This window comes from Paenibacillus sp. J22FR21, assembly GCF_056269135.1.
In genome coordinates this window covers 637,305-654,021 of the sequence record NZ_JBWDNJ010000001.1, presented here as the reverse complement: position 1 = coordinate 654,021, position 16,717 = coordinate 637,305, and the positions used below count along the sequence as shown (strand labels likewise).

Annotated in this window: 17 protein-coding genes; all 17 read right to left on the bottom strand. The window is 48.3% G+C overall.

The annotated features are described in order from the left end of the window. Positions 1-142: 142 nt before the first annotated feature. Entirely contained in the window at positions 143-1,093 is a 951-nt protein-coding gene (locus AC0YNS_RS03315; RefSeq protein ID WP_475779596.1) for a dipeptidase, read from the bottom strand. Between the two features lie 96 nt (positions 1,094-1,189). Next, positions 1,190-1,450, bottom strand: a complete 261-nt coding sequence (locus tag AC0YNS_RS03310; RefSeq protein WP_028597363.1) for a stage V sporulation protein S — start codon at positions 1,448-1,450, stop codon at positions 1,190-1,192. A gap of 141 nt (positions 1,451-1,591) precedes the next feature. After that, entirely contained in the window at positions 1,592-2,386 is a 795-nt protein-coding gene (locus tag AC0YNS_RS03305; RefSeq protein ID WP_475779595.1) for a TIGR00282 family metallophosphoesterase, read from the bottom strand. Between the two features lie 75 nt (positions 2,387-2,461). Next, a complete protein-coding gene (gene rny / locus AC0YNS_RS03300; protein WP_475779594.1) occupies positions 2,462-4,003 on the bottom strand; it encodes a ribonuclease Y in 1,542 nt (513 codons plus the stop codon). A gap of 180 nt (positions 4,004-4,183) precedes the next feature. Continuing rightward, on the bottom strand, positions 4,184-4,849 hold the full coding sequence (locus AC0YNS_RS03295) for a RecX family transcriptional regulator (protein ID WP_475779593.1): 666 nt from the start codon (positions 4,847-4,849) through the stop codon (positions 4,184-4,186). 88 nt (positions 4,850-4,937) lie between these two features. Then, positions 4,938-5,996, bottom strand: coding sequence for a recombinase RecA (gene recA / locus AC0YNS_RS03290; protein WP_475779592.1), 1,059 nt, complete (start codon positions 5,994-5,996; stop codon positions 4,938-4,940). 220 nt (positions 5,997-6,216) lie between these two features. Beyond that, complete coding sequence (locus AC0YNS_RS03285) at positions 6,217-7,458, bottom strand: competence/damage-inducible protein A (RefSeq protein ID WP_475779591.1); 1,242 nt, start codon at positions 7,456-7,458, stop codon at positions 6,217-6,219. A 120-nt stretch (positions 7,459-7,578) separates the two neighbouring features. Next, complete coding sequence (pgsA, locus tag AC0YNS_RS03280; protein ID WP_090976403.1) at positions 7,579-8,154, bottom strand: CDP-diacylglycerol--glycerol-3-phosphate 3-phosphatidyltransferase; 576 nt, start codon at positions 8,152-8,154, stop codon at positions 7,579-7,581. After that, positions 8,151-9,479 (bottom strand): 30S ribosomal protein S12 methylthiotransferase RimO, encoded by a 1,329-nt coding sequence (gene rimO, locus AC0YNS_RS03275; protein WP_475779590.1) that lies wholly within the window; start codon positions 9,477-9,479, stop codon positions 8,151-8,153. The genes pgsA and rimO overlap by 4 nt, the downstream gene beginning before the upstream one ends. Positions 9,480-9,616: 137 nt before the next feature. Beyond that, entirely contained in the window at positions 9,617-10,105 is a 489-nt protein-coding gene (locus AC0YNS_RS03270; RefSeq protein WP_090976407.1) for a YajQ family cyclic di-GMP-binding protein, read from the bottom strand. Between the two features lie 108 nt (positions 10,106-10,213). Continuing rightward, positions 10,214-11,149 carry a RodZ domain-containing protein gene (locus tag AC0YNS_RS03265; RefSeq protein WP_475779589.1) on the bottom strand — a complete coding sequence of 312 codons (936 nt, stop codon included), beginning with the start codon at positions 11,147-11,149 and terminating at the stop codon, positions 10,214-10,216. A gap of 20 nt (positions 11,150-11,169) precedes the next feature. Further along, a complete protein-coding gene (locus tag AC0YNS_RS03260; protein ID WP_090976411.1) occupies positions 11,170-11,934 on the bottom strand; it encodes a DUF3388 domain-containing protein in 765 nt (254 codons plus the stop codon). A gap of 150 nt (positions 11,935-12,084) precedes the next feature. Further along, positions 12,085-12,336, bottom strand: a complete 252-nt coding sequence (locus tag AC0YNS_RS03255; protein ID WP_475779588.1) for a DUF3243 family protein — start codon at positions 12,334-12,336, stop codon at positions 12,085-12,087. A gap of 88 nt (positions 12,337-12,424) precedes the next feature. Beyond that, entirely contained in the window at positions 12,425-13,156 is a 732-nt protein-coding gene (gene ymfI, locus AC0YNS_RS03250; RefSeq protein WP_475780094.1) for an elongation factor P 5-aminopentanone reductase, read from the bottom strand. Between the two features lie 14 nt (positions 13,157-13,170). Beyond that, a complete protein-coding gene (gene yfmH / locus AC0YNS_RS03245; RefSeq protein ID WP_475779587.1) occupies positions 13,171-14,457 on the bottom strand; it encodes an EF-P 5-aminopentanol modification-associated protein YfmH in 1,287 nt (428 codons plus the stop codon). Positions 14,458-14,461: 4 nt separating this feature from the next. After that, positions 14,462-15,742 carry an EF-P 5-aminopentanol modification-associated protein YfmF gene (yfmF, locus tag AC0YNS_RS03240; RefSeq protein ID WP_475779586.1) on the bottom strand — a complete coding sequence of 427 codons (1,281 nt, stop codon included), beginning with the start codon at positions 15,740-15,742 and terminating at the stop codon, positions 14,462-14,464. 129 nt (positions 15,743-15,871) lie between these two features. Beyond that, the gene (gene sleB, locus AC0YNS_RS03235) at positions 15,872-16,654 is read right to left on the bottom strand and encodes a spore cortex-lytic enzyme (protein ID WP_475779585.1); all 783 of its coding nucleotides are present in this window, start codon (positions 16,652-16,654) and stop codon (positions 15,872-15,874) included. Between the last annotated feature and the right edge of the window lie 63 nt (positions 16,655-16,717).

The following is a 16,717-nucleotide window of genomic DNA, read 5'->3' as shown; positions in this document are numbered from 1 at the left end:
TAACAATAATAATAAAATTCTTTTAACAGTCAAATAAATTTTATGACTCAAAGTACTAAAATGCAAGGTGTAAATGCGTTTTCATCGCATAGTTCTTTTCGATTATACCCATATCACAGCGAGATGGGAATCCCTTAATCGTTCAGCTAGGAAGATGCTTTACAAGAAAACGTAATGCATTTCCGGCGAGAAATGCATCCACTCGCTCTTCGGAATATCGCGCCAGCAGCGCATTCTGTAGATTATAAAGCTCTCCGGGATGCGTCAATTCTTGTACATGTGCTTCAATCCCATCGAAATCCGATCCGAACATAAGCTGATCTTCACCGCCAAGCTCGCAAACTCGCTCTATGTGACGCAGTACGTCAGCAATTGCCGCAGCATGATGAGGCGCAACAAATTGCGGCACGAAAGTAATCCCAATCATACCTCCCCGTTCAATGAGCGCTTCAAGCTGATCGTCCGCAAGATTGCGGGGATGCGCGCACAGGCTCCGAGAGTTCGAATGTGATGCAATCAGTGGCTTTGTTGAAATCTTGATCATTTCCCAAAATGCGCTGTCACTCAAATGAGACACATCTAACAGTATACCCAATCTATCACATTCTTTTACGAGGGCTTGGCCTTTTTTTGTAAGACCGCCTCCACGCGGCTCCATAGCCCCGTCAGCGCCCCAGTTCGCATAGTTCCATGTTAACCCCAAAGCCCTCACTCCGAGCTCGTAGAGGATGCGCAGCATCGCCAGATCGCCATGCAAACCGTCTGCGCCTTCCAGCGATAGCATGGCCCCAATAGAATCGCTTTTTTTCATGAGCTTCGCTGCGTCTGCAGAAGTCCGAACGAAGGTCATTTCCGGAACTGCCAGTACTTTACGATGAAACAAATCAATACTATGTAGAATAGGTGTCATCGATTTCTCCATCCGATCGGGAACATAAATGGCAAAGGTCTGAAGAACAGAGCCCGCCTGTTTAAGTCGCGGTAAAGTGACATCGAGTTTATTCGTCGAGTCCTGTTCAAAGGACAAGGACTGATCTTCAAGCAGCTTCCACAGCACATCACAATGAAAATCCACACTTCGTAGTTTTGGCATGGACACACCTTCCTGTATCACCTATTTTTCACGCAAAAAAACCTGCCTACAGCGTAAACAGGTCGAAGAGTTCAGATGGAATTATTTGGGCGTATTCTATCTCGGCTCAACGATGAGTTTTATCGCTGTACGATCCTCGCCGTCGATTACGATGTCTGTGAATGCTGGTATACAAATGAGGTCTACTCCGCTCGGCGCTACAAATCCTCTTGCAATTGCCACCGCCTTTACCGCTTGATTCAACGCACCAGCCCCGATTGCTTGTAATTCAGCTGCGCCGCGTTCGCGTAATACGCCGGCCAGCGCTCCTGCAACAGAATTTGGATTGGACTTTGCTGAAACTTTTAAGACATCCATGGATAGTACCTCCTCGGGAATGATGGATGAATACCGATATGTAGATAGATATTCGAGAGAGGCGAAATAATTCCTGCTTTCACTTTGCAATATATTCTGAATTATGAGAATTTTCATATAACAAAAAAAACAGATTGTCTGCTACATGAGCAGCCAATCTGTTTCGGTTAGTCGTATTTTCTGAATTTTCGTGGCCGCCCCGGTTGCTTCATCAATCTCAACCGCGATGGCATGGAGATGCCAATCTCCCTCATCTACCACAAACCGTGTTGGCAGCTGCGTCAGGAACTTGTGGAGCACTGCATTCCGTTCCATACCCAGCACGCCGTCTCTAGGGCCAACCATGCCTACATCCGTCAAGTAAGCAGTGCCTCCAGGGAGAATGCGATCATCATTCGTCTGCACATGTGTATGTGTGCCGACTACGATGGATGCGCGTCCGTCCAAGTACCAGCCCATTGCGATTTTCTCCGAAGTCGCTTCGGCGTGAAAATCGACCAAGATGTTTCTCGTTTGCTGCTGCATCTCTTCAATCAGCTCATCCGCTTTACGGAACGGGCAGTCAATCGGCGGCAGGAACGTTCTTCCTTGCAGATTAATGATCGCCAGTTCTTTGCCGTTTGCCTTTATCACGGTTGCACCCTGACCAGGCGCCTCTTCCACGTAGTTCGCTGGGCGAACCATTCGAGGCTGATCATCGATCCATTCGAAAATGTCTTTGTTATCCCAAGTATGATTGCCCATAGTAATGCCGTGAACACCGGCTTCAAGCAATTCTTTCACAATCGTTGATGTGATGCCTCTGCCTGCTGCTGCATTCTCGCCATTGGCAATAATAATATGCGGGTTATATTTGGATTTCAGTGCAGGCAGCACCTTCTTGACCGCGTTACGACCCACATTACCGACGATATCCCCAATAAACAATACGTTCATGACACCATAACCTCTCTAGTGAAGACCAGAAAAGTGGCTGCAAGCAGCCACTTTTCTAGGTACCTTGCTATTTACTTATTTCGCATATTCGACAGCACGTGTCTCACGAATGACCGTTACTTTGATATGCCCCGGATAATCGAGTTCACTCTCGATTTTCTTCGTAATATCGCGTGCTAGGCGGAATGCTTCTGTGTCGTCGATTTTGTCTGGTTGAACCATAACGCGAACCTCGCGGCCTGCTTGAATCGCGTAAGATTTCTCGACTCCGTCGAACGATTCCGAGATGCCTTCCAGCTTCTCCAGCCGTTTGATGTACGTCTCGAGCGTTTCTCTGCGTGCACCCGGTCTTGCTGCCGACAATGCATCTGCCGCACCAACCAGCATTGCGATAACAGATGTTGCTTCACAATCACCGTGGTGGGACGCGATACTGTTGATGACAACAGGATGCTCTTTGTATTTCTTCGCCAGCTCTACGCCGATCTCGACATGTGAGCCTTCCACTTCATGATCGAGCGCTTTGCCGATATCATGCAGCAATCCGGCACGTCTTGCAAGCGTCATGTCCACACCTAGCTCTGCAGCCATTAAGCCGGTCAAATAAGCGACTTCCATGGAGTGCTTGAGCACGTTTTGACCATAGCTCGTACGATATTTGAGGCGACCTAAAATCTTAATGAGATCTGGATGTAAGCCATGCACGCCAACTTCATAAGTCGCCTGTTCTCCGTATTCACGGATACGTTCATCCACTTCTTTACGCGATTTCTCAACCATTTCCTCGATACGTGCAGGATGGATACGACCATCAGCTACAAGCTTCTCGAGTGATGTACGAGCAATCTCACGACGAATTGGATCGAAACCAGACAAGATGACCGCTTCCGGTGTATCGTCGATTATGAGATCGATACCGGTCAACGTTTCCAGTGCGCGAATGTTGCGGCCTTCACGTCCGATAATGCGGCCCTTCATTTCTTCATTTGGCAATGCGACTACGGAAACCGTAGTTTCAGCCACATGATCTGCTGCGCAGCGTTGAATCGCAAGCGAGATAATATCACGTGCTTTCTTATCTGCTTCTTCCTTCGCTTGCTGCTCGATTTCTTTAATCATTTGTGCAGTTTCATGACGAACTTCCTGCTCAACGTTGTTCAAGATGATTTGTTTCGCATCTTCCATTGTCAAGTTCGAAATCCGCTCAAGCTCTTGAAGCTGCTGTTTGTAAAGGGTATCGATTTGTTCCTGTGTTTCCTCGATCCGCTTCTCTTTGTTGGCAACTTGTTCTTCTTTGCGTTCCAGCGCTTCTATTTTTTTATCCAACGACTCTTCTTTCTGAATCAGTCGTCTTTCAAGACGCTGTACCTCATTGCGACGTTCGCGAATATCTCTCTCAGCCTCGGTACGGAGCTTGTGGACTTCATCTTTCGCTTCGAGAACCGTTTCTTTCTTCTGCGCTTCGGCTTCTTTCTTCGCATTGTCAACAATTTGACTAGCGGCCTGCTCGGCGCTTGAAATTTTGGCCTCGGCGATCGATTTGCGAATAAAATAACCGACACCAAAGAAAATTGCACCAACAACGAGAATGATCAGGATCCATACCACTACTGGCATCTTTCTCACCTCCTCGTTGCTCACCTAAGCAAACGCTTGGGACATTATTTGGTTTTCTAGCCGGTTTTTAACCCGATCATACATACTTAATTTGACGAAAATAATCGTTTCGAATCAATTTTTGGAAGGAAAATCGATTCTAGAATAAAGAATACAAACTTATTTTATCTTTTGTGAAAATCAATTGTCAAGCATATGCCCATCCTCATCATCTTCCATTCCGAGAACAGCAGCCTTTACCGCTTCTCTTACCGTATTCATCGGAAACCCGCGGCGCAGCAGAAACACAGCTAATTTCTGTTTCCTCTCACGAGGTTCGCCTTTAATATAAGGCCATTTCTTATGTGCAGCTCGTATGGCGATATCCGTCTCCGATTGCTCATTCAGCTTCTGAGAGGCTTGCTTCGCCATATCTCTGGAGATTCCACGCTGCACAAGCTCCTGCTGCAATAAGCGGCGCCCTTTCATCTGGGTTCGCATCCGTTCGGAAGCATACATATTGGCATATTGCTTATCGTTGACCAAACCTTCCTGTCTCAGACGCTCAATTGCTTTCTCCGCAGTTTCGGGATCGATTTCCTTCCTTGCCAAATACCGCATAATCTCTTTCTCCGTACGCTGCCTTGCCCCTAAATGGGCTAGCGATAGAATGTACGCCCGGTGCCTGGAGTCCTCTTCGACAATCTGCTTCAGCTCATCCCCATGAATTTCTCTGCCCTTCAGCAGACGAAATTTAATCAATAGGTCTTCATGTACGCTGGTGTACGGTTCTTGCGAATCATTGACAAATAGATGGTAGCGCTGCTTGGCCTTCCGGTCCTGTTCAACGCCGGTAATTACTAACACCTCTGTCACTCCCCCAATTCGTACCACTTACTTATAAACAGAGAAGCACCTGTAAAGGTGCTTCTCCGGGTAACCGATCTCCGTCGGTTTATTCCACATCTAGATCCAACTCGTCCTCGTCTTCTTCATCCTCGCTGAATGCCTCTCCAGCTGCGGCTGCAGCTGCCATGTTGCTGGCTTCACGAATTTGCTTCTCGATTACAGCTGCAATGTCCTTATGGTCTTTAAGGAATTGCTTCGCGTTCTCACGGCCTTGTCCAAGACGCTCGCCGTTATAAGAGAACCAAGCACCGCTCTTCTGAACGATATCCTGCTCGACGCCGATATCCACGATGCTTCCCTCTCTGGAGATGCCTTCGCCATACATAATGTCGACTTCGGCTTGTTTGAAAGGAGGAGCTACTTTGTTCTTAACAACTTTAATACGTGTCCGGTTACCGACAATGTCGTTCCCTTGCTTGATGGACTCGATACGACGAACATCAAGACGAATTGTGGAGTAGAACTTCAGAGCGCGACCGCCTGGCGTTGTCTCAGGGTTACCGAACATAACGCCGACCTTCTCACGAAGCTGGTTAATGAAGATCGTGATCGTCTTCGATTTGCTGATCGCACCGGAAAGCTTACGAAGTGCTTGCGACATCAAACGTGCTTGCAAACCAACGTGGGAATCTCCCATGTCGCCTTCAATTTCCGCTTTCGGTACGAGTGCCGCAACGGAATCGACAACGACAATGTCTACCGCGCCGCTGCGAACAAGTGCTTCCGCGATCTCTAGGCCTTGCTCACCCGTATCTGGCTGAGACAGAAGCAACTCATCAATGTTAACGCCAAGCTTGCTTGCATACGAAGGATCAAGAGCATGCTCCGCATCGATAAATGCAGCTTGTCCGCCTGCACGTTGTACTTCTGCGATCGCATGAAGCGCAACTGTTGTTTTACCGGAGGATTCCGGTCCGTATACTTCAATAATCCGGCCGCGCGGGAAGCCGCCAATTCCAAGTGCAATATCTAATGCAAGTGCACCGCTGGATACTGTTTCAACTTGCATATGAGTTGATTCACCAAGCTTCATGATGGAGCCTTTACCAAATTGCTTCTCTATTTGACGCAATGCCATTTCTAATGCGGCTTTACGATCTGCCAAGAAATCCACATCCCTTATAATTTATACTTTCATGATACCTTGTTTCGTTCGCTTTGACAAGACATTTTACGAACATATATTCTTATTTCTCATTTGGCCAAATAGAGAAACAAAAAAAGAACCGCAGCAAAGTAATCTTCGCCACGGTTCTTCCGCTAACTATTGTCGATTATAGTCGAAAATTAATCATCTGACAAGCCTTATTAACAATTTATTCTAATTACAGCGCCTGCCACAGCCGATAAAGAAGCGACTTTGCTGCACGCAGTCGAATAATGCCCCTGCTTCCGCTAAGATGCGCTGTGAACACCTGTGTAGGCTTCCCGCGCTCCGAAAGTCCGAAATACACAAGCCCGACCGGTTTCCCCTCGGACTCTGCAGGGCCGGCTACGCCGGTTAACGAGACGCCGAAATCGCTGCCTGCGAGTTCGCGTACCCGCTCCGCCATAAGCGCCGCAGTCGACTCGCTGATTGCACCGGGTGCATCAGTCCCCTCGAGCTGCGACATCGGGATGCTCAGCAATTTATGTTTCATTAAATTGGTGTACGTTACGACGCCGCCAACAAACTCTCCGCTGCTTCCGGGTACTTGTGTCACGAGCTGCGCGAACAAACCGCCTGTAAGACTCTCAGCGCTGGCTAGTGAGCGTCCGGTCGCACGCAGCTGCCTAATGACAGCTTCCTCGAGCGGAATGTCTTCACGAGCGTACAGATGCGTGCCAACACGTGCAAGGATTTGATCCTCCGCCGATTTAAGACGTGCTTCGGCCTCCTGCTCGTTTAACGCTTTCGTCGAAATCCGAATCGCAACTTCGCCTTCTTTGGCATATGGGGCAATCGACGGATCGGATTGACCCTCGATTAAATCAATAATAGCCTGCTCCAAGCTTGATTCACCGATACCGGCGAACATCAGCAAACGAGAGAACAGCCTGCGTTCCTCACCCATGACGGATCTAATCCATGCTTTTGCCGGCCCATCGAACATCGGTTTCATCTCGCGCGGCGGCCCCGGAAGCAGCACGTAGCTTGTGCCATCCACGGCGAGTGCATTGCCTACAGCTAAGCCCGCATCATTCATCAGCGGATCACTGCCTTCAATCAGATGCGCTTGACGACGATTGCTCTCCACCATATGAATGCCGCGCGAGCTGAACATCACCTCTATTTTGTCCATAGACGGTTGATGGATCTCAATGGAACGGTTCAAATAATCCGCCAGCGCATCCTTCGTCAAGTCATCCATCGTCGGCCCAAGTCCACCCGTAAAGAGAATGAGATCGGCTCTAGTGCGCGCAAGCTCGATCGCTTGGCGAATTCGGCCTGCATTATCGCCAACGACAGTCTGAAAATAAACATCGACCCCCAGCTCAGCAAGCCCTTGAGACAAATATGTAGCATTCGTATTCACAGTCTGACCCAGCAGCAATTCCGTACCTACAGCAATAATTTCTGCGCGCATGACAACAGCTCCAATCTATGTATGAGGTGGATTAGTAACCAGGTGTAGGAAAAGCAAAGCACCACCCCTTCCTGACGAACAGAAGGAGTGATGCTACATGTTTAATGCTTTAATGCCGGTTTATGCTACCGGAATGAGATTTTTATTTTTGACAAAATAATCGATACCGGAGTAAACCGTGATGAGTGCCGCTGCATAGCTAGAAATCAAATCGAACGGAAAATCCAGAAATGCAAACGGGAAATTGTTAAGCAATAACGCGATAATCATCGTAATTTGTATGGCTGTCTTCCATTTGCCCCACGTGCTGGCAGCCAGAACAGAGCCTTCAAGTAATGCAATCTGGCGAAGGCCGGTCACTGCAAACTCACGACTGATGATGACGATCGCGATCCATGCATCAAGCTTAGCCATTTCAACAAGCGAAATAAGCACCGCCGCAACTAACAGCTTGTCTGCCAGCGGATCTAACAGCTTGCCCAAATTAGTGACGATTTTGTTCTTGCGTGCAATATAGCCGTCAAGTCCATCCGTGCTCGCTGCAACGATAAAGACTAGCGCGGCCAAAATCTGGTTCCATGTAATGGAAAAATCATCGTAGGTGAGCGGCTTCAGATCAACGTTGATCAGCAGCAGCACCATAATTATGGGCACCAAAAAGATGCGGACAAGCGTAATGCGGTTGGCTAAATTCACGAGAGCCCCTCCCCGGACATATCAAACTCGTAAGCGTGCGTGATGCGCACCCTTTGAATTTCGCCGATTGCGGCTTTACATTTCGAGATAAACACTTCACCGTCAATTTCAGGTGCATCGTATTCCGAGCGACCAACGTATACATCACTGCGGCCGTCATAGCGTTCTACCAGCACGTCGATCTCTTTGCCGACATGTTTGCCGCTAAGCTCTTTGGATACTTCACGCTGAATTTCCATGAGTGTATTGGAGCGCCACTCTTTCACGTCATCAGGAACAGCATCCGGCAAGCGAACCGCTGGCGTATCTTCTTCCGCCGAGTACGTAAACACACCTAAACGATCGAATTTCATCTCGCGTACGAAGTCACACAGCCGCTCGAAATCCTCGTTGGTTTCACCTGGGAACCCAACAATAATGGAAGTCCGAAGCGCTACATCCGGAATGCGGGCACGAATACGCTGTACTAATGCACGAGTATCCGTTTGACGTCCCGGGCGGCGCATTCTCTTCAGAATGGAATCTTCACTATGCTGAAGCGGCATATCAATATAGTTGCACACTTTCGGATTTGCGGCGATGGTATCAATCAATTCGTCCGTAAAGAAGCCCGGATATGCATAATGCAGACGCACCCATGCAATGCCTTCCACTTCGCTCACACGATTCAGCAATTCCGGAAGCATAAACTTATCGTACAGATCCGTACCGTAATTCGTCGAATCCTGTGCAATCAAGCTGACTTCCTTCACACCTTGCTTAGCCAGCATCTCCACTTCAGCCACGATGGATTCCATCGAACGACTGCGGAATTTACCGCGCATGATCGGAATCGAACAGAATGTACAAGCGTTGTCACAGCCTTCGGCGATCTTGACATAAGCTGTGTAACGCGGCGTTGTCACTAGACGCGGGAGCTTCTGATCATAGTCAAAGGCCGGATTTCCGACTTTAACCGGACGTTTACCGCGAAGCGCTTCTTCGACAATATCCGTAATCTGATGGAAATCGCCTGTACCGACGATACCGTCGATCTCCGGCATTTCTTCCATCAACTGCTTCTTATAGCGCTGCGTCAAACAACCGGAGACGATAAGCGCCTTAAGCCGGCCTGTTTGCTTGAATTCCGCCATGTCTAGAATTGTATTGACGGACTCTTCCTTAGCCGCATCAATAAATCCGCACGTATTCACGATAATAACGGTGGCATCATCTGCTTGATCCACCAATTGGTAGCCGCGTTGATCGATTAGACCGGACATAATCTCCGAATCGACCAAATTCTTCTCGCAGCCCAATGTTACGACTTTCACTCGTTCTGTCATTTTGTATCCCCCAAACCCCTCCGTAAAGCTATCCTAACAAGTATAATACAAGGCATATACAGTGTCAAAATACGAAAAAGTCCCAGCCACCGCGACTTTGCCTGCGGACCGGGACTCTTCTTATGTACGTAAATCGCTTAGCGGTAGTTCGTAAATTGCAGATCAATTTGAAGATCTGCGCCGCGCAGCAACGCCATGACCGCTTGCAAATCATCAAGGCTCTTACCGGTTACGCGAATGGAATCACCTTGAATTTGGCTTTTCACTTTCAGCTTGGAATCACGAATCAGAATATTAATTTTTTTAGAAATATCCTGCTCGATGCCCTGTTTCAGTTTAATCTTCTGTCTAACCGTTCCTGCCGAAGCAGGCTCCAATTTGCCAAATTCCATGTTCTTGATGGGAACACCGCGTTTGATCATTTTGGATTGCAAAATATCAATGACGCTTGCCAATTTGTACTCGTCATCCGATACAACGACGATATCTTCTTTCTCGATTGCAATGCTGCTCTTGCTGTTCTTGAAGTCGAAACGCGTTTCAATCTCCCGCTCCGCTTGTGTAATTGCATTGTTCAGCTCTTGCATATCGACTTTCGATACGATATCAAATGAATTCTCAGCCATCTTCCATTGCAGCTCCTTTACTTTTTCATTGACAAGTATTATAACGCATCTTACTGCGCAAGAAAAGGCATTCATCCCGGCTATTCCCGGGGTGAATGCCTCTGTGCGCTACTCAGCAGTCTTATTAGCTGCATCTGTTGCATCTGCTTCAACCATATCGAGCTGCATACGATGTGGATTTGCTGCATTTCCGTCATCCATCGCAACGCCGTCTAGGGTCACTTCAACTAAATCCGCACGTCCGACATTGATATAGGCGGGGCCGTTTATATCAAGCTCAATGGTTTCGCCGGTCTTATTGAATTGATGCTGCAAAATATATTTCCCGCTTTTGTTCTTCTCTTTAACCCCGATCCAAGCACGGCCTGTCGCATTAAACACGATCTTGTGCGCGCCGGCAGGGGCAACCTTGTAATAATCCGTCGAACCGGAAGAACGATCAAGTGTCAGCGTTGTAGCTGGCACAACAGGCTCCTCCACGGGCTTCTCCTCTGTTGGCGGCGGCGTAACAGGAACTTCATCTTTGCCTCCGGTAGATTCGTTCGTGGAAGCATTATCATTATTCTTGACCGTATCCTTATCCGGATTGGTCTCCGGCGCTTTCGTCTGGTCCGTCATCTTCGTCTGATCTGTCGTATCCACATTATCTTTGTTCGGCTGCTTGATCGCATAAATATAAACAACTACGATAATCAAGAGCAGAAACGACCACATCAGCGTACGGAATCCCCATTTGCCCCATCGATCATTGGCTTGCGTTTGAGAGCGGCGTGGTCGTTGGATCGGCTCCACCACTTGCTCCGGAACGTTAGAGGGTATTTCCTTGTTGTACAACCGAAGAACCTCGTCAGCATCAAGCCCAACTGCTTCCGCATAGTTCTTCACAAACGCACGCACATAGAATGAACCGGGAAGCACGCTATAATTGCCTTCCTCAATCGCTTCAAGATAGCGTTTACGAATTTTCGTCAATTCCTGGATGTCATCCAGGGACAGCCTTCGCTGTTCCCTCGCCTTCTGAAGCAAGGCACCCAAATCCGACATGACCACACCTCCTCATTTCATCAAAAATCGTTAAAGCCCATCGTAAACGATTCGTAAGAAATTTCCTCGTCGGGTGTATTTCGCAATTCGATAATATAATCAAAATCACTATATTCATACGCCGATTCTTTCACGAAAATATCCGGATGCTCGATAACTTTCGTCGATGGCATTGCCATAATTTCTTGTAAAAGCGCATGATGTTTCTCATTCGAGCGAATTGTGCTGACAATCCCGTCAATAATAAAAATATTGTTCGGGGTCATTTCCTCTTCCGACAGCTGGCTGCGCACCGTTTGTCTAAGCAGCGTAGAAGAAACGAATGTCCAGCGCTTATTGGAGCAAACGCTGCCCGCAATAATGGATTCCGTCTTACCGACGCGCGGCATTCCACGCAATCCTATTAATTGGTTACCTTCTCGTTTAAACACTTCTCCAAGGAAATCAACCAGCATCCCAAGCTCGTCCCGCGTAAATCGGAATGTTTTGCGATCGTCAGAATCACGTTCAATATAGCGGCCATGACGTACGGCCAATATGTCTACGAGTTTTGGTTCACGCAGCTTAAGTACCGTAATGTTGTCAACTTTCTGAAGCATACGTCCGAGAATTTCGATCTTCTCGTCGTCATTCGTTTGCAGCAGCATGCCGCGTGTGCGGTTCTCTACACCATTAATCGTAAGAATGTTAACTTCCAGCATACCGAGCAAAGAAGCGATATCGCCAAGCAAGCCCGGGCGGTTCTTATGTATTCTGTATTCCATGTACCATTGTTTAAATTCCATTATGACACCTCGTGTTTGTGGAGGAATAGGTAATAAGGTAATAATTCATGTGTGATAAAAGATTATTCTACAATATTCGTCAATATCCTGCAACCTCAGGCAAACATTACAGAAAAGCCTCCGTTTCGGGAGGCTTTTCTCGTGGAAGGTTTACGAGCTTTGTACAAGCTTGACCATTAGGCCAGCAATCGTTTTTCGTTCCTGTTCGTCGCCGACATCCCAAAGTTCCTTGATTGCGCGTTCCTGCTCGTTTTTGGGATCGACCTTTTCTCCAAGGAAGGAGCCGATCTCATAGGCAAGATTTGCGATGGTGTCTTCGTTCAATCCCATTCCCTTGGCCTGATCCACGCGATCGCTCAAGAAATGCTTCCATGTTTCGAAATTAGAAAGGACAGTTGACATTGTTTCTGTTCCTCCTTCGCATGTTAGCCGTTATACGGCAACAACCGTATTGTACACGCAAAGGATCAATCTTATTCGGATTTGAACATCAAGTCAGCCATCCGCCGTTTGGACTAATGATTTGACCTGTAATGTACGCGGACTCCGGCAACGCCAAGAAATAAACTAGCGATGCGATCTCCTCAGGCTGCGCAAAACGGCCAACGGGAATTTCAGACTCCAATGCCGACTTCTCTTCTGCATTGAGGTTGTCCAGCATCACGGTATCGACAGCCCCGGGCGCTACTGCATTAACAGTAACTCCTGACGGCGCCAATTCCTTGGCTAATGCTTTCGTGAAGGCATTCATGCCGCCTTTACTGGTTGAATACAGCACCTCGCAGGAGGCACCTGACATCCCCCATATGGACGAGACGTTAATAATACGACCGAATCGCTGGGAAATCATCGCGGGCATAAAGAGCTGCGTACAGAGAAACATACCTTTTAAATTCACGTTCATGACTTCATCCCAAGCTTCTTCCGTAACATCATTTAACATACTGTAATGGGCAATACCGGCATTGTTAACGACGATATCCGGCATCATGCCGCGAGACTCCAGCTTCTCGCGCATGCGAATAAGTTGTTCCTTCGAACGAATATCCGCCGTGACGGTCAACACATTCGCAGCACCGAGCCGCATACAGCTGCGAGCCGTCTCGTTGGCCGCTTCGTGCGCTTGATTATAATGAATGACGACGTTCATGTTCTCCGCGGCGAAGCGGCGCGCAATGGCCGCTCCGATCCCACGGCTTCCCCCGGTCACGAGCACCGTCATTTCTTTTAATGTTTTCAAACGGATTCTTTCGCTACGATGGATACAGCCATTCGATTCCAGTCAAAATGATTACGCAGCCGCTCATTTGCTTCTTCGAGCGTAATGCTTTCATAGACGGGCAGCATCTTGAACAGATCTGCGCCACGGAAACGATAGCGTGTAAATTCACCGGCGATTGCTTCAGGGGAGTTCAGCATACGAAGGTAGCCGCCGATTTTTTTGCGTTTGGTCCGCTCGAATGTCTCCTCGTTAAGACCCGTTGATTGTGCTTCATCTATAGCAGCACGGAGCCGGCGAATAAGCTCATCCGGATCGCGCGTTTCGCCGCCAATAACGGAGAAAGCATAATCCTCACTGCTGTTGAACTCATGCCCGAAAGAATCCGATATGAGATTATCATCATATAAAGCATGATAAATAGGTGCGCTTGAACCTAATAACGCTTCTAACATCAACTTTGTTGCAAGTTCCGTGCGAAGCAGCTCCTCCGGCTTCAAAGCACCGCGATCCTCTTTAAAGCCAATCATGCACTTCGGCATAGAAACAGGTAAAGCTGCTGTTTTACGCGGAATTTTCACTGTATCCGGCTCCGGATCGAAAAATCTGGAGATCGGGCCTTGCGGCTCGAAGGTTTTGCGCGCCTGATTCTCCCGAACGAGCTTCATAACCGCTTCCGCCTGCACGCCTCCCACAACAAACAGAAACATGTTGGATGGGTGGTAAAAGGTTTCATAGCAGCTGTACAGCGTTTCTTTGGTAATCTGACGGATCGAATCGACCGTACCTGCAATGTCGATATGTATCGGATGCTTGTGATATAGCGCATCGATCAGCCCGAAATAAACACGCCAATCCGCATTGTCGCGATACATATTGATTTCCTGCTCGATGATCCCTTTCTCCTTCTCGACGTTCTCGTCGGTGAAGTAAGGATTTTGCACAAAGTTAAGCAAGGTTTCCAGGTTCGCATCGATTTGCTCCGTAGCCGAGAAGAGATAAACGGTGCGGTCGAAGCTGGTATATGCGTTGGCCGATGCACCTTGCGATGCAAAGGTTGCGAAAATATCACCTGTCGGCTCTTCAAACATCTTGTGCTCCAAGAAATGAGCGATGCCGTCCGGAACTGAAATCGGTGCTTGATCGCCTACGGCAAACCGATTATCAATCGATCCGTATCGAGTGGAGAATGTCGCATAGGTCTTGCTGAACCCTTCCTTGGGCAGAACAACTACTTCCAAACCATTCGGTAAAATTTCACGGTACAGCGTTTCTTGAACGCCTGGGTAAGCTAACGTTTCCATAGGCTTAGCCCTCCTTCCTGTCACGCAGGAAATAGATCGTATCGAGCTCGGTTTTGTGTGCGATAGCCGCAATCTGCTCAGCAGTAACGGACTGTACTTGCTCTAGGAGCTGCGCAGCGGAACGCTCGCGCTTGGATAGAATAGCATTGAAATCGAAGCCGATCATTTCATTAGCGGAATCTTGAAGCTCCCGCAGATGATTGGCGATCATCGCTTTCGTCTGATTCATTTCCAGATCACTGTAGCTGCCGCTTCGCATACTTTCTAACTGCTCTTTAATAATCGTAGTCGCCTTATCGTAATTGGCGATTTCAATGCCGGATTGGATCGTGCAAATGCCTTTATGCCCGTCTAAGCGAGAGGAAGCATAATAAGCTAAACTGGCTTTCTCACGTACGTTAAGGAATAGCTTGGAATGCGGGTAGCCGCCCAGAATACCGTTATACAGCAGAGCTGCCGGATAATCATCATCGCCATAAGCCGTGTTAATCCGAAGGCCGAGGTTCAGCTTCCCTTGATTGACGTCCATTTGTTCGACTACCGTCTGAACCTGACTAATCGGCTTGCGAATCTCCGGCAGCTTATAATCGGCCGGTGCTCCCTCATTATGATGGAACGCCTCCGCTACGAGCGCTTTCACTTCTTCCAGTGAAGTGTCCCCGACTACATACAAATCAAATGCAGCATTGGACAGCCACCCTCGATAAGCCGCTGTAACGGACTCCGGTGTCAGACTCGCAATGTCTTCGAGTTTGCCGAGCGGGTGAAGCCGATAGGGCTCATCCTCGCACATGACCTCTAAGCAACGCTCCGCTGCATAACGAATTTTGTCGTTAATGATCGCATCAAGACGCTTACGCAGCGTTTCTTTCTCAGCTTCTACGTATTTGGCGCGAAGATGCCCGTTCTCTAATGTCGGCTCGGTAAGGACCTCACCTAACAGTTTCAAAGATTCGCCAAGCAACGGCTGCTCGGACGAAACGAACCGGTCGTTAATAACGTCCATTCTGAACTGGATAATTTGAGCATCACCGCGTTTGTATACGTCGAAGCCGAAGCCTGCACCATACAAGTCATCAAGACGTTCGCGGAACTCAATTGTCTCCGGCGTGGATGCCGTTCCCCGGCGCAGCACAAATGGTATTAGCGCTACCGGAGTAACGGTCTCTTCTGTCAGCGGGAGACCACAGTACAAGGAAATAGAAAATGTTTTGAAGCGCTGTGTGGGCAGAACATGCAAGCGAATTCGATTCAGCTGTCCTCGTTGAAATGGAGAGTTGCTCACGCAACACGACCCCCTTCCGCTCAAGTTTATAAAGTCAATCTATTCCAATTTCCTAGGATCTATTCCATTCTACCCGATCGGAAATGGAAGAAGCAACCCGCGTCGATCAGCAGGCTGCTCCTCAAATTACTACATACAGAAAATATGTTTTCCGATCGTTTTCACCTGTGGACGTGACCATATCCATTTGGATGTTGCAGTCACCGGATTGAAGTAATAGAGGCAACCGCCGGTAGGATCTAAACCGTTGATGGCATCCTGAACCGCTTTCTTCGCGTTCTCATTTGGTGTCAACCAAATTTGTCCATCGGCCACTGCCGTGAAAGCCCCCGGCTGGAAAATAACACCGGAAACCGTGTTCGGGAAGCTCGGTGACTTCACTCGATTCAAAATAACGGCTGCCACAGCTACCTGTCCGATAAATGGCTCTCCGCGGGATTCACCATACACGGCATTGGCCATCAGCTTAAGATCATTCGCAGACAAACCAAGGTTGTTGGACTTGTTTACATCTGATCCCGAAGTGTTCTGATTACCGCTTGACCCACTGCCACTGCTCCCGCCGCTGCTCGTATCTGCTGCAGACGGTTTCCAATTCTTCGTTGCTTCCCACAGCTTCAATTTCGTCTTTGCCCCGACAACCCCATCGGATTTGAGGCCGAACTTCCATTGAAACCATGTGACTGCTTTTTTCGTGTTGGCCCCGAAAACTCCGTCAACTTTGCCGCCGAAGTAGCCAAGTGCTTTCAACCGGCCTTGCAGCTCTGTGACGTCTTTTCCTGATGACCCGACTTTGAGTGTAGCGCTGCTGAACGTTTCGGTTGTTTTACCGAACGAGGCATGCTTCAATGTGAAGGCGCCGAACAACAGAAGGACGATGACGATGGTCACCGTAATTAAACGATTTCTCATCTTTAGAATCTGCCTTTCTCTTGCAAATGGATTCGCAAAGCAAGCGAAGCATATTCCTAGTAT